The 13,540-nt window shown below is 39.9% G+C and carries 10 protein-coding genes; 9 read left to right on the top strand and 1 reads right to left on the bottom strand.

Going from position 1 to position 13,540, the window contains the following annotated elements:
- Positions 1–621: 621 nt before the first annotated feature.
- From B5D46_RS10900 to B5D46_RS10940, 9 genes are read left to right on the top strand one after another with little or no spacing between them, the layout of a single operon-like run.
- The gene (locus B5D46_RS10900; protein WP_078929487.1) at positions 622–1,710 is read left to right on the top strand and encodes a type VI secretion system protein TssA; all 1,089 of its coding nucleotides are present in this window, start codon (positions 622–624) and stop codon (positions 1,708–1,710) included.
- A gap of 24 nt (positions 1,711–1,734) precedes the next feature.
- On the top strand, positions 1,735–2,271 hold the full coding sequence (gene tssB, locus B5D46_RS10905; protein ID WP_031490995.1) for a type VI secretion system contractile sheath small subunit: 537 nt from the start codon (positions 1,735–1,737) through the stop codon (positions 2,269–2,271).
- 8 nt (positions 2,272–2,279) lie between these two features.
- Positions 2,280–3,764, top strand: a complete 1,485-nt coding sequence (gene tssC / locus B5D46_RS10910) for a type VI secretion system contractile sheath large subunit (RefSeq protein WP_078929488.1) — start codon at positions 2,280–2,282, stop codon at positions 3,762–3,764.
- A 19-nt stretch (positions 3,765–3,783) separates the two neighbouring features.
- A complete protein-coding gene (locus B5D46_RS10915) occupies positions 3,784–4,311 on the top strand; it encodes an Hcp family type VI secretion system effector (RefSeq protein ID WP_078929489.1) in 528 nt (175 codons plus the stop codon).
- Positions 4,312–4,358: 47 nt separating this feature from the next.
- On the top strand, positions 4,359–4,838 hold the full coding sequence (gene tssE, locus B5D46_RS10920; RefSeq protein ID WP_078929490.1) for a type VI secretion system baseplate subunit TssE: 480 nt from the start codon (positions 4,359–4,361) through the stop codon (positions 4,836–4,838).
- 15 nt (positions 4,839–4,853) lie between these two features.
- Positions 4,854–6,677, top strand: coding sequence for a type VI secretion system baseplate subunit TssF (tssF, locus tag B5D46_RS10925; protein WP_078929491.1), 1,824 nt, complete (start codon positions 4,854–4,856; stop codon positions 6,675–6,677).
- Positions 6,653–7,660 (top strand): type VI secretion system baseplate subunit TssG, encoded by a 1,008-nt coding sequence (tssG, locus tag B5D46_RS10930; protein ID WP_078929492.1) that lies wholly within the window; start codon positions 6,653–6,655, stop codon positions 7,658–7,660. The genes tssF and tssG overlap by 25 nt, the downstream gene beginning before the upstream one ends.
- 20 nt (positions 7,661–7,680) lie before the next feature.
- Positions 7,681–10,398 carry a type VI secretion system ATPase TssH gene (gene tssH / locus B5D46_RS10935; protein WP_078929493.1) on the top strand — a complete coding sequence of 906 codons (2,718 nt, stop codon included), beginning with the start codon at positions 7,681–7,683 and terminating at the stop codon, positions 10,396–10,398.
- A gap of 4 nt (positions 10,399–10,402) precedes the next feature.
- Complete coding sequence (locus B5D46_RS10940) at positions 10,403–10,690, top strand: hypothetical protein (protein ID WP_078929494.1); 288 nt, start codon at positions 10,403–10,405, stop codon at positions 10,688–10,690.
- A gap of 84 nt (positions 10,691–10,774) precedes the next feature.
- Here B5D46_RS10940 and B5D46_RS10945 read toward each other — a convergent pair whose 3' ends face one another.
- Complete coding sequence (locus B5D46_RS10945) at positions 10,775–13,243, bottom strand: penicillin-binding protein 1A (RefSeq protein WP_159443106.1); 2,469 nt, start codon at positions 13,241–13,243, stop codon at positions 10,775–10,777.
- Positions 13,244–13,540 lie beyond the last annotated feature (297 nt).

Raw genomic sequence — 13,540 nt, forward strand, 5'->3', positions numbered from 1 at the left:
GATATCAAGTTTATCAACAATTGTACTTACGAGTCTGACGGGATCTGAAGGGGAGATAAAATCACCAATACAAGGAGGAAGTAAGGCTAAATCATCTTGAATATAGGGTTTGAAAAGATCTTCTTTATCCATAACGATATTACCAATAATATAACTCTTTATATTATTAAGTATAGTATATTAACTTTGTATATCAAGGAAATAGATAAAGTTTTAATATAAAAATATTATCAATAATGTTAATAAAACCACAAAATTTAGGTAAAAATAGAGGGCGACCTTTTTAGTCACCCTCTTTTTGATTCTTAACATCATATAAAAAATATTTTGTTTATTTTCTGATTATTTTTTGAAAGATTACAAAGAAAAAATCTTTAACATAATGCGATGTGTTTAATAATTTAAACAAAATAAATTTGATAAGGTTTTTAAAAATAACATTTTTTTATATGAAGTTAACTAAAACAAAGTAATGATCACAGTAAATTCGGGGATCAAAAACTACGCTAAAGTTAGCGTTTATTTATCTGAATTTATTCATTTTATTAGAAAACGCAGTACGTATTTATCAAAAGTTACGGGATAAACTTTAATGATTTAATTTTTATTATGGTGGGTTAAATGGATTTTCCTGATTTATCAACACTAACCAGTGAGTTACCAGAAAATCGATGTGGAGAAAACTGCGAGTACGAGCAGATATATATGGATCTGGATGCTCTTGCAGTTGGCGTTCCTGATTCTGAGATGGGAACTTCTGTGACCGAAGGAAAAGATCCTGATTTTTCAAAACTCTGCTCTTCATGTCTCTCATTATGGGAGAAAACTCGTGATCTCAGAGTGGCCACCTATTACACAATTGGTCTTTCCTGTACATCTGGACTTGATGGTCTCAAGTTTGGTCTTCAGGTTATAGATTATCTGATTGACTCTATGTGGGACGACTTCTATCCAAAGCTTGATCCTGAAGACGACAATGACCCTACAGAACGAGTCAATATTCTCCATATGCTTTCACCTCAGAGTGGTTCTTATAACGATCCTATAAGATTTATTTTCCATTTAAGAGAGAACCGTTTTGTAGACTCTTTACCTTACACAATCAAAGATGTGATGTTTGTAAAGGGACTTATAGAGGGAAATGCAGACAACGAGGTTGATCCGATTGTTTTAAATGCAGAGCTAAATGGCGTAAGTGAAGACGAGATGTCAAATCGACGCCAGTGTGTTGATGACATTATGGATCTGCTTACAAAGATTTCCTCTTCGATGAACGAAAAAATGGGGAATTCTGGCTATCTGAACCTTGAAACTCTCATATCTGAAATGAAGAACATCAAGAAGTGCTTTTCCTCTTATTCAAAAGTAGCTGCTTCTTCAGATGTTTCAGACAGTGTTCAGGATAATGAAGTATCAGCAGATCCAGTTTCTGCAGGGAATACTGTACCTTCTGAGAAAGTTAATTTGGGATTTGACATTAAGTCTTACGTTGTCTCCGATAGAGGGGATGCACTGATGCTTATTAAAAAATGTTCTGATTTCTTTGCAAAGACAGAACCTACAAGTCCACTTCCGTTTTTATTAAATAGAGCTCTGCGCATGTCAGATATGAATCTTCTGGATATTATGCGAGAGATTGACGAAAACTCGGTTTCAAAGGCAATGGAGCAGCTTGGTGTGATCCAGAAGTCTGAGGAAGAATCTTCATAACAACATTAAGGATAGGTAAATAGAATGGCAACAAAAAGTTCTCAAAAATTTATAGGAAGAAACAGAGCTCCGAGAGTTCAGGTCGAGTATGACGTAGAACTGTATGGGGCTGAAAAAAAGGTTAATCTTCCATTTGTGATGGGAGTTATGTCTGACCTCTCTGGCAAGCCAGAAGAGCCTCTTCCAAGCGTTGAAGAGCGTAATTTTATGGAATTTGATGCAGAGAACTTTGACAGCAGATTAAAAAGTATCAAACCAAGAGTGGCATTCTCTGTTCCTAACGTCCTAAACGATGATGGTGGAAATATTGCTGTAGATATTACTTTCAACAATATGGAAGATTTTTCTCCAGATAAGGTAGCAGAAAAGGTTGAAGGTGTTAAGCAGCTTTTAGATGCCAGAAAACAGCTGGCAAACCTCTTAAGCTATATGGACGGAAAGACCGGCGCAGAGGAGCTGATTGGCAAACTGCTGGATGATCCTGCTTTACTGAAGGCATTAAGTGCTAAAGCAAAAGAAGAACTGGATAAGACCAAGGCTGAAACTGCAGATAAGGAGTAAAGACGATTATGACAGATACAGTAAAACAAGAAGGTGCACTATCTGCAGAGATGGAACTTTCTGATTTTGACAAATTACTGAATAAGGAATTTAAACCAAAGTCAGAAGAAGCTGATGTTGCTGTTAAAGGTGCAGTGAGAACACTTGTATCTCAGGCTTTAGAAAACGCAACTTTAGTTAGTGATAATGCCATTAAGACTATTGAGGGTATTATTTCAGAGATTGATAAGAAACTGAGTGCTCAGGTTAATCAGATTATTCACCATAAGGATTTTGAAAATCTGGAAAGCGCCTGGCGTGGTCTTTCATATCTTGTAAATAATACTGAGACCAGTACAAGCATGAAAATCAGAGTTCTTAATATCAGCAAGAAGGATGTTGCCAAGACTCTGAAGAAATTCAAGGGTACTTCCTGGGATCAAAGCCCATTATTCAAGAAAATCTATGAAGAAGAATATGGTACTGCAGGTGGTGAACCTATAGGTGCAATTATCGGTGATTATTATTTCAATCACACCGGTCCGGATCTTGAGGTTGTAAAGGGAATTGCTCAGATTGCAGCTGCAGCTCATGCTCCATTCATCGCTGCTGCAGACCCTTCAATTATGAATCTTGATTCATGGCAGGAACTTGCAAATCCACGTGATATCTCAAAGATTTTCTCAACCCCTGAGTACGCCTCATGGAGATCATTCAGAGATTCTGAAGACAGCCGATATGTAGCTCTGACTTTACCTAGAGTTTTAAGTCGTGCTCCATATGGTGCAACCACAAATCCTGTTGAGACCTTTGATTTTGAGGAAGATACAAGTAATGGCAATTCTGCAAATTACAACTGGATGAATGCAGCCTATGCAATGGGTGTAAATATCAACCGTGCATTTACAAACTACGGCTGGTGTGCTCATATCAGAGGTGTTGAGTCTGGTGGTATTGTTGAGTCTCTTCCTACTCATACCTTCCCATCAATGGATGGTGGTGTAACCATGAAGTGTCCAACAGAAATAGCTATTACAGACCGTCGAGAGGCTGAGTTGTCCAATAACGGTTTCTTACCATTATGTCACTGGAAGAATACTGATTATGCAGTGTTTGTCGGTGGTCAGACAGTAAATAAACCTCAGGAGTATGACAACCCAGACGCAACAGCCAATGCAAATCTTTCTGCAAGACTTCCTTATATCTTTGCAACAACACGTTTCGCTCATTATCTGAAGTGTATTGTTCGCGACAAGATTGGTTCCTTCAAGGAAAGAGCTGATATGGAAAAGTGGCTGAGCAACTGGATTTCAAACTATGTAACCTCTGATCCTAATGCATCAGAGGAAGTGAAAGCAAAGTATCCTCTGGCAGAAGCTAAGGTGGTAGTTGAGGATGTTGAAGGTCAGCCTGGCTATTACAATGCCAAGTTCTATTTAAGACCTCATTATCAGCTTGAAGGTTTAACAACTTCACTCAGGTTGACAACAAAAGTTCCAAATGGCGCTAAATAAACAGTAAAGGAGACATATTATGGCATCCGATTTCTATATAAAAATTGACGGAATTGACGGCGACTCAAATGACAAGAGCCACAGCAAGTGGATTGAAGTCGTATCATTTTCTCACGGTGCAGTTCAGAACGTTGGTGCTGGACGTGCAACAGATGTGTCAGGAAGAGGTGCATTTGAACCTTTCTCATTTGTACATCTGATTGACAAGGCAACACCAAAGATTCAGCAGTTCTGTATGTCAGGACAGAAGATTGCAAAGGTACAGTTCCAGGTCTGCCGAGCTGTGGCTGGAAAGCAGGAACCTGTTTATGAGGTAACCATGGAGAACGTAAAGATCTCAAAGGCCTCTATAAAATCAGTGGTTTCCGGAAGCAATGGTGCTGCATCAATGATTGACAGCTTCCAGGGCGCAGATGGTGCTTATATGCCATTAGAGCAGGTAGAACTGATAGCAGGAAAGATAACCTGGAAGTATACCGCAATCAAGCCAGACAATACCAAGGATGGCGCAGTTGAGGCAAACTTCAATCAGATTGAGAATGCTTAAAACAGAATGGCTTCCTTTTTATAAGGGAGCCGTCTTTAAGGATTTCTATGTCAGATAAATTAAAACAAAGGCAGCAGTATTATTTGCCGAGCCTGTTATCAAGGCTTACAAAAGAAGATGTTGAGTCTATTTCTGATCTGGAAATGCTTAAAAACGAAATTCTGGATAATATTTTCATGCTCTTGAATTCAAGGGTAAGACCAGAAAAAGATGATTTGGGGAATGATCCTTACCTATATAGATCGGTTTTAGGCTATGGACTTAGTGATTTCTGCGGAGTACCTCATAGCAGTGCTTCTATAGATTCTTTATTAAATGAAATAAGAGAGCAGATTGAATTTTTTGAACCAAGACTAGATCCTTCATCGATAAAGGTAAATAAGGTAAACGGCAATGACACTAAGTCAGATTCAACCGTAAAAATAGAAATTACTGGTCGGGTTTCAGTTCCTCCTTACACTGATGATGTGGATTTTCTGTTTATTTTGGATTTGGAATCAGGGGTTCCTCAGATCCGCAAAGAGTAAAGGAAAGGAGTATTTATGAATGAAGATTTCCTTTCGTATTATCGAGAGAACTTAATTCATTTACGTCAGATGGGAGCTGAATTTGGTTCTCAATTTCCTAAAATTGCTTCAAGACTTAACCTTTCCAAACTTGATGCACAGGATCCTTTTGTAGAAAGACTTCTCGAAGGAACTGCCTTTTTAGTTGCTCGTGCTGAAAAGAAATTTGATGATGGCTATCCTGAGCTTTTGCAGCAGATTTTAAAGAAAGTCTGTCCGTTAGCTGCTTCTCCTATACCTTCTGCTGCTGTTTTAAATTTTTCGGGATCTGGCAGAGAATTCAGCGAAGAGCCTTTGGGGTTTACTTCTAGTTTTGAATGTAAGGCCGGAGATAAATTAAATACACCAATTAAACTGACTCCGATCTGGAAATCTCACCTGTATCCTCTGACAGTTGTTAATGCCAGCTATGAAAACTCACTGGTGAATATCCTGCCTACAGATGAGATTGATTCTCTAAGTCTGAAGTCCGCTCTGCGCATGACTGTACAGGGAGGAAATAACCTTAAGGATTCTGGTATTAATCATGATGAAGGAATTGACCTCTATCTGGATATGTCTGATTCCTTTGCCTCAAGACTTGCATTCTGTCTGAATCGAAATTTAAAGGCAGTCTATGTTGAGGATGAGAACGGAACTATTTCAAAAGTAGATGACACAATAAGCTGTGGCTATAAGATTGAGCATTGTGAGAATATATTTGGTGAGATTTTAGGTTATATGCCGGGAATCAGTCATCTACAGTTATATTTCTCTTATCCATTTTTATTCCATTTTATAAATATTAAAGGACTTCTGTCTGTTATAAAAAAATACTCTACGAATACTGTAAATCTAATTTTTGCCTTTTCCTCGACAAATGAGGTGAGCAGTGACTTAAACGCTTCATCCTTTAAGTTTTCCTGTCTGCCCGTGATCAATCTGTTTAGAATGCGCAGCAGTCGTATCAGGTTAAATTTAAAACATGAATTTCTTGTGAGCGCGGATCGAGCTAATACTCTTGATTACGAAATTTTCAGAGTTAACGATCTTGAGCTTTATGATTCACATAATGTTCATGTGAATACAGCATTGCCTTTTTATACCTTTAATCACCGTATTGAGAATGAGGATGATGCTGTATTTTTCTCAACAGTAAGACGAGACCGACTTGGCGGATTATATAAGCCAAGAAGTAATTATCAGAAATCTGAAGTTTATGTTTCACTATCAGGTGCTGTTTATACTTCTGCATTAAAAGATCTTCAGGAGTTTACTGCAAATCTATGGTGTTCCAATGCAGATCTGCCACTTTTTATAAGCATAAACAGGAAGGTTGTCTCTTCTGATGGAAATTCTTCTGCGACTTTTGTAACTCCATTGAGCAAACCTCGTTCTGCACTGTTTATGAGAGGTGATCTGTCAGGATTTTCCAGACTCTCCTTTATTCTGATGAATCTGTCCTCATTACTGCTTCATAACAGCGATGAATGCAGAACTGTACTTCAGAATCTGATTCAGACTTTTTATCTTGGGAACACAGATGAAAAGAAAATTCTTATGAATGCAATCAGTAAGGTTTCAGCTAATCCAAGCGTATTCAGGTTTGTAGAGACTGGCTATATTTATTTTGAGAAGGGATTTAATGTAGAAATCGTTTTAAATGAAAGCAACCTGACTGGTTTTGGTGTATATGCCTTTGGCTCAATGCTGAAGAATGTTTTGTGCGATTTTACACCATTAAATCTACTTGTAAGTTTTTCCCTTTACGGAATTAAATCGGGGTTAATCTGCTCATGGAGCCAAGAGAAAGGCAGGTAAAGCAGGCATTAAGAGCCCTGCGAAATTTTGGTGATGCCGACTTTTTTGAGATTGTAAGAAATTTCGAAAAAGCAAATGGGATCGTCCCTGGGATCGGTTACACCAAAGCCGTTAAAAGTAATGTTCGTTTCTCACAGAAACCGACATTGAGCGGTGTATTGCCTTGCGTAACTTCAATTAGCGAAGATAAAAATGGAAATACCGTTGTAGAAGTTTCTGGTCCTGGACTTACTGGTACTGATGGTCCAATGCCTCTTGAATTTACGAGCATGGTTCTTCAGCTTTCCAATAATAATTATGATTATGCTCTGCAGAGATTTATTGACCTCATAAACAATGAATTTCTTGCTCTATATTATCGTTCCTATGCACAAAAGGATTTTGCCATTGGTTTTGATAAGAAAGAGAATAATCTGCCAAGAACTATTCTCAGGTCTTTATCAGGAGCAACCCAAGACTGGGATTCATTCCTTCCTAAGTTTGCTGCAGAGGCTATGATGCCTTATGTTATTTCTAAAAACAGCAGCGTTGAAGGCCTTAAATACATTCTCGAATCCTTTTTTGGTTTTGATATCAGAATTGAAACAAACATTTTTGAGCGATATCTGATTCCCGACTCTCTTCACTGCAGGCTTGGTCATAAGCAAACCTGCACTCTTGGTGTAAGTATGCAGATAGGAAAACACTTTTACAGTCACACCAAGAAATTTGTATTAAAGCTTGGGCCAATGGACTTCAAAGACTGTTACAACATGTTGCCTGGAACCAAGAATTATAAGTATCTTACTGAGATTATTAACCTATATCTGCAGAAGCCTCTTGATTATGATTTGATTTTTATTCTGAGAAGGAATTCGCTAAAAGGTATATATCTCAACGGAGAATACAGTTTAGGTTCAAACTGCAATTTTAGATATCAGAACGATAAAGGAACTTGCCAGATAGTCATAAATGTTTCAAGACTAAATGGTCATAAAGCCTAGATGTTATAAGGAGATACTCAATGTTGAAACTTAAAAGAGTTCAAATTTTCGGAAAGCTCGACAAGACCGCTTATAAAGCTCTTGAGAGTGCAACCGTGCTCTGTAAAACCAGAGGAAATCCTTATATTGAGCTGGTTCATTTTCTAAACCAGATCCTTTTGGGGGATGCCAGTGACGTACATGAAATAGTTCGTTACTTCTCCCTTGATGAGGCTCAGCTTTCAAAAGATCTGATAGCAGCTTTGGACAGACTTCCTCGAGGCGCAAGTTCAATAAGTGATTTCAGCAGTACCATTGAGCTTACTATTCGTGAAGCCTGGATGGCAACCTCAATTGTATATCAGGAGAGAACCATCAGAACCGGTCACCTGCTTTTAGCTATGAAGCAGAATCAGGAGCTGGCTCGCATCCTTACCGATATCAGTTCTGAATTTATTAAAGTTAACGGAGATATGCTTCAGGAAAAGTTCTCTGAAATTGTTAAGAACTCTCCAGAAGTTTCTAGTGTTGTCAGTGGCTCTGAAGGTGCTACCGGGCAGGCCGGACAAATGCTCTCAAATCCTGCCATGGGTAAAGGAGAGGCTCTAGATCTGTATACAACAGATTTAACTGCCCAGGCTAAGGAAGGCAAGATTGACAACATTGTCGGTCGTGATGAAGAAATTCGAAAGATGATTGATATTCTGATGCGCAGACGTCAGAACAATCCTATCCTGACAGGTGAGGCCGGTGTAGGTAAAACTGCGGTGGTTGAGGGCTTTGCCAAGAGACTTGCTGATGGGGATGTTCCAGACTGTCTTAAGGGAACAATCCTGCGTTCACTTGATTTAGGTCTGCTTCAAGCGGGCGCATCGATGAAAGGCGAATTTGAGAATCGTTTAAAACAGGTTATTGAAGAGGTTAAAAGCTCTGATACTCCAATCATTCTTTTCATTGATGAGGCTCATACGTTAATCGGTGCAGGCGGTGCTGCCGGCCAGAATGATGCCGCAAATCTACTAAAGCCAGCGCTGGCTCGCGGTCAGCTAAGATGTATTGCAGCAACTACCTATCAGGAATATGTTAAATACTTTGAAAAGGATCCTGCTCTGACCAGACGTTTTGAAAATATTCTGGTTTTAGAACCTGACGATGATAAGGCTGTTCAGATGCTTCGCGGTATGACCCATATGCTGGAAGGGCATCATAAGGTCAGAATATTAGATGAGGCCCTGACTGCTACAGTAAAACTGTCCCGTCGCTATATTCCTGCCCGTCAGCTTCCTGATAAAGGTGTGAGTGTACTTGATACAGCCTGTGCAAAGGTGGCTCTAAGTCAGAGTCAGGAACCTTATGAGATTGAATATTCAAGACGTAGAATTGAAGCTCTGAGTTTGGAGCAGGAGATTCTAGATCGAGAAAATTCTCAGGGCTTCCTGCATGAGGATGAATTAAAAGCTATTGCTGATAAGCTTGCAAAGGAAAAAGCCCACTATGATGAGTTAAATGAAAAACTCAAAAAGATAAGAGATAAGGCTAAAGAGTACTTTGATTTATGTGAGAAGATATCTCCTCATAAGGATAAGAAAGAAGACGTTAAGTCTGAGGAGAATAAGGAGCAGGAGCCTTCAAAAGCAAAAGCCTCTGACAAGAAGGCTCAGAAAGCTGATTTTGATAAACTCAAACGTCTGAGAGATGAACTTAATGAAATGCAGGGAGAAACTCCTATGCTTCTTCCTGAAGTTGATGCTCAGGCTGTATGTACAGTTATCTCAGAGTGGACAGGAATTCCTCTTGGAAGAATGATGAAGGACGAGATTAACTCTGTTCTTAAGATGTCAGAATTCCTGCAGCAGAGAGTTATAGGGCAGCCTCATGCTCTTGATCTGATTGCAAAACGTCTGATGACTGCAAGAGCCAACCTCTCCGATCCAAATCGACCTATAGCTGTGCTGATGCTGGCTGGTCCTTCTGGTGTGGGTAAGACTGAAACTGCACTGGCTCTGGCTGAACAGCTGTATGGAACAGAAAGTAATCTGATAACCATCAATATGAGTGAATTCCAGGAAGCTCATACGGTTTCAACTCTGAAAGGTGCGCCTCCAGGATATGTAGGTTACGGTGAAGGCGGTGTACTGACTGAGGCTGTCCGCCGCAGACCTTACAGTGTTGTTCTATTAGATGAGATTGAAAAAGCACATAAGGACGTTCATGAGATCTTCTTCCAGGTGTTTGATAAGGGCCAGATGGAGGACGGCTCAGGAAGACTCATTAACTTTAGGAACTGCGTGATTATATTGACGACCAATGTAGGTGATGATGCGATTATGAATCTGTGTCAGGATGAGGATCATCTGCCAGAGCCTGCCGTGCTTGAGGAAGCTGCACGCCCTGCCATGATGAAAGTATTCCCAGCTGCATTATTGGGTCGCATTAATATAATTCCGTACTATCCTTTAGGTAAGAAGGCATTAAATCATATTGTCGATCTGAAACTAAATAAAATTGTTAAGAGGGTTAAGGAAAACTATCACGCAGAATTCAGGTACACTCAGGAACTTCGTGATGAGATTATCTCCAGATGTAATAATGTTGCCTCTGGTGCTCGTCTGATTGATGCAATTGTAAATAACGATCTGTTACCTGAACTGAGCGCGCATTTCCTTGAATGTACAATGGAAGAAAAACAGCTTGTATCCGCAACGGCAAGTGCCAAGGATGGAAAGTTTGTTTTCGACTTTGAAACCAGGGAGGTATGAGTATATGACCCCTGCAGCCACGTTAGTTAATATGACTGCAACTGGAGATGTTGTAACAGGTCCAGGCATGCCCCTGAATCTTGTGAACGCACTCCCTGAGGCTTGTATGGGAGATCTGGTTGCAGGACCAGTATGTGTTGGTGCTATTACCGTTACAACCGCCGTAAATCATCTGGTAAAAGGCAGACCTGCGGCCTGTCTGTCATCAGTTGTTAATGGCGTTAATCCTGTTCTTGGAGTGCCAATGGTAACAGCAGTTGTTGTGGTTCCTAACATAAACAGAATTGTCTGATATTCAAAAAAAATTCTGTTTAAAAAAAAACTAGGACTGTTGTCCTAGTTTTTTTATCATTAGCTGAAAAGCTTAATTCCCTTTTTAGAAGATGTTATCTGAGCTTACTCCAGAAGTGTCAACTTCTGTCTGAACAGGAGCGCCTCTACTGTCAGTTGCCGTATTCTCAACACCTTCATCTCCTTCTACATCAGACTCAGAGATAGTAGTTCCGCCACGAATACACCAGTCGGTGATTCCATGATTAGAACATTTCTCTAAACCTGCAGGAACAGGAATTGGGGCTGGTGCAGTACCTTGCTGTGAGATTTTTATAAACTCGGCCCAGATTGGCAGGGCAGAGTAGGCACCACCTTCAGGTCCCTGAGTTCTTGACCAGCCTAAATCTCTGTCAGAGTCAAATCCCATCCATGAGGTTGCGACAACATCTCCGTTAAAACCAGAGAACCAGGCATCATGTACGTTGTTTGTGGTTCCGGTTTTTCCATGAAGATCTTCTCTTCCTGTTACAGTCTTTGCTCGACCTCCGGTTCCCCAGTAATTGCCTGATACACCATGTCCGCCGTAGATAACTGAACTCATCATGTCTCCCACAATAAATGCATTCTTATGGGATAAAACCTGAGGAGCACTGTTTTCTGGCTCTGGTATTCCGTCTACATATTCAAGTGTAATTCCGTTTACAACTCTGTCTGGAGCGGTTGGGTCGGCTTTCTTTGGATTTTCTTCAAAGATAACCTCTCCGTTTTTAACGATCTTTGAAATCAGGTAAGGGGTAACCTTGAATCCTCCGTTTGCAAAGGTTGCATAACCTGTAACGAGTTCTAAAGGAGTAACTTCAACCGAACCTAATGCCATCGACTCAACCTGCTGAGATTTAGGCAGATTGAAACCGAACTTCTTGATGTGTTCAACTGCATTCTGAACACCAATCTGGCGGATCAGTCGGATTGAAACCACATTCTTTGAACGAGCTAGACCTTCTCTTAAAGTCATAGCTCCGTCGTAACGGTTTGGTGAGTTCTTTGGTACCCACCAGGTCATTGAACCAGGATCCCAGGTTTTGATTGGTAAATCCTGGAAAATAGAGTTAATGTTGATTCCTCTTGCTACTGCTGCAGAGTATAGGAATGGCTTGAAGTTTGAGCCGGTCTGACGTACCGACTGAGTAGCTCTGTCAAATTTACTCTTGGCAAAATCATAACCGCCGACAGTTGCAACAATACCGCCTGTATACTGATTTAGAGCAACAATTGCAGCTTCGACCTGAGGAACCTGGGTTAATACATTTTCCTGTTTATCATTTACGTAGTAGTAAATCAGATCTCCCAGAGCAACAACATCCGAAACTTTCTTTGGAGATGGTCCCTGTCTCTTGTCTGAGATGAATGGAGCTGCCCATTTCATGTTTTCAAAGGTGATTTTTACCTCTGTATCCTTTCTTGCAACAGCTGTACAGATGCCGTTTTCATCACTGATTTCAGTAACAATTGCAGGCTTGATGTAATGGAATTTATCTGCTGCATATAAATACTTTGCTCTATCAAAGGTATCAGGATTGTAATCTTTAATCTTATTGATGTTATCTGCGGCACCTCTGTAGCCATGACGTCTGTCATAATCGGTTACGCCTTTGAATACAGCATAGTTTGCTGCTTCCTGATCTTTAGACAGAATGGTTGTGTAGATTTCATATCCGTCCAGATATGCCTGATCTCCGTATTTGTCGATGACAGTCTGACGAACACTTTCTGCTACATATGGTGCATATGACTCAAGCTTTGAAGAATGGAATTCTGCTCTGTAAGGCTCAGCCTCTGCATTTTTGTATTCTTCTTCGGTAATGAATCCTAAAGCAAGCATTCTTTCTAAGACAAGATGTCTTCTTTCTTTTGAGCGCTCAGGATTAGAAATAGGATTTAATACGGAAGGTGCCTTTGGCAGACCTGCAATAGTTGCCATCTGTCCTAAGGTTAACTCGTCAAGAGTTTTGCCGTAGTAGGTTTGAGCTGCAGCTGCAACACCATAAGATCTGTGGCCTAAAGCAATCTTGTTTAGATAGAGTTCAAAAATTTCCTCTTTGGTAAGAACCTGTTCGATTCTAAGTGAAATGAAGATTTCTTTTAGTTTTCTCTGAATGGTCTTTTCTCTGGTCAGGTAGAAGTTTCTTGCCACCTGCTGAGTGATGGTACTTGCACCCTGACGAGCAGAGGCTGCTGTAAGAGAAACAACTGCGGCACGGAAAATACCGATTGGATCAATACCGCTGTGTTCATAAAAGCGGGTATCCTCAATTGCCAGAAAAGCTTTTTTTAATTTATCTGGAATTTTATCAATTGAGACTGGAATACGTTTTGCCTCTCCGAATTCACCGATCAGCTTGTTATCTGCGGTGTAAATCTTCATAGGAGTTTCAAAACTTACTTCCTTCAGTTTTTCTACATCAGGAAGATCTCCTAGAGCCTGATAATATAAACCTGCACTTGCAACGCCGATGGCTCCGATTCCAAATAAACCTGTCCAAAGAGCGATTCTTAAATATTTAAAAAACACAAAAAGCCTCTGTTTAAAACTAAGCATCTCTTATTTGTGTATATTATATATTATGACACTTGGAAAACACACTTTTTCAGTATCTGTCTACTATCTTCATGGTGCATTTTTTTTAGATGCTCTTTATTTTCATCCGCTAGTTTGGATCTATAAAAAACTATAAAGATATATAAAAAGCTATAAATTTATAGGTTTTCTACCAACTTCCTGCTTCAACACTGCTGGTTGCTATCCCATTTATTTCTAAATCAGATAACAGAGCCGTCAGCTCTACAGGCATTAGTTCGGAGATAGCTT

Origin of the sequence: Succinivibrio dextrinosolvens DSM 3072 (assembly GCF_900167015.1) — a bacterium.
GTDB classification, from domain to species: domain Bacteria; phylum Pseudomonadota; class Gammaproteobacteria; order Enterobacterales; family Succinivibrionaceae; genus Succinivibrio; species Succinivibrio dextrinosolvens.

Bases quoted from the DNA above. Each gene is read 5' to 3' on its own strand.
- B5D46_RS10900 (WP_078929487.1), top strand. From the start codon at position 622: ATGGATTTTCCTGATTTATCAACACTAACCAGTGAGTTACCAGAAAAT.
- tssB (WP_031490995.1), top strand. From the start codon at position 1,735: ATGGCAACAAAAAGTTCTCAAAAATTTATAGGAAGAAACAGAGCTCCG.
- tssC (WP_078929488.1), top strand. From the start codon at position 2,280: ATGACAGATACAGTAAAACAAGAAGGTGCACTATCTGCAGAGATGGAA.
- B5D46_RS10915 (WP_078929489.1), top strand. From the start codon at position 3,784: ATGGCATCCGATTTCTATATAAAAATTGACGGAATTGACGGCGACTCA.
- tssE (WP_078929490.1), top strand. From the start codon at position 4,359: ATGTCAGATAAATTAAAACAAAGGCAGCAGTATTATTTGCCGAGCCTG.
- tssF (WP_078929491.1), top strand. From the start codon at position 4,854: ATGAATGAAGATTTCCTTTCGTATTATCGAGAGAACTTAATTCATTTA.
- tssG (WP_078929492.1), top strand. From the start codon at position 6,653: ATGGAGCCAAGAGAAAGGCAGGTAAAGCAGGCATTAAGAGCCCTGCGA.
- tssH (WP_078929493.1), top strand. From the start codon at position 7,681: ATGTTGAAACTTAAAAGAGTTCAAATTTTCGGAAAGCTCGACAAGACC.
- B5D46_RS10940 (WP_078929494.1), top strand. From the start codon at position 10,403: ATGACCCCTGCAGCCACGTTAGTTAATATGACTGCAACTGGAGATGTT.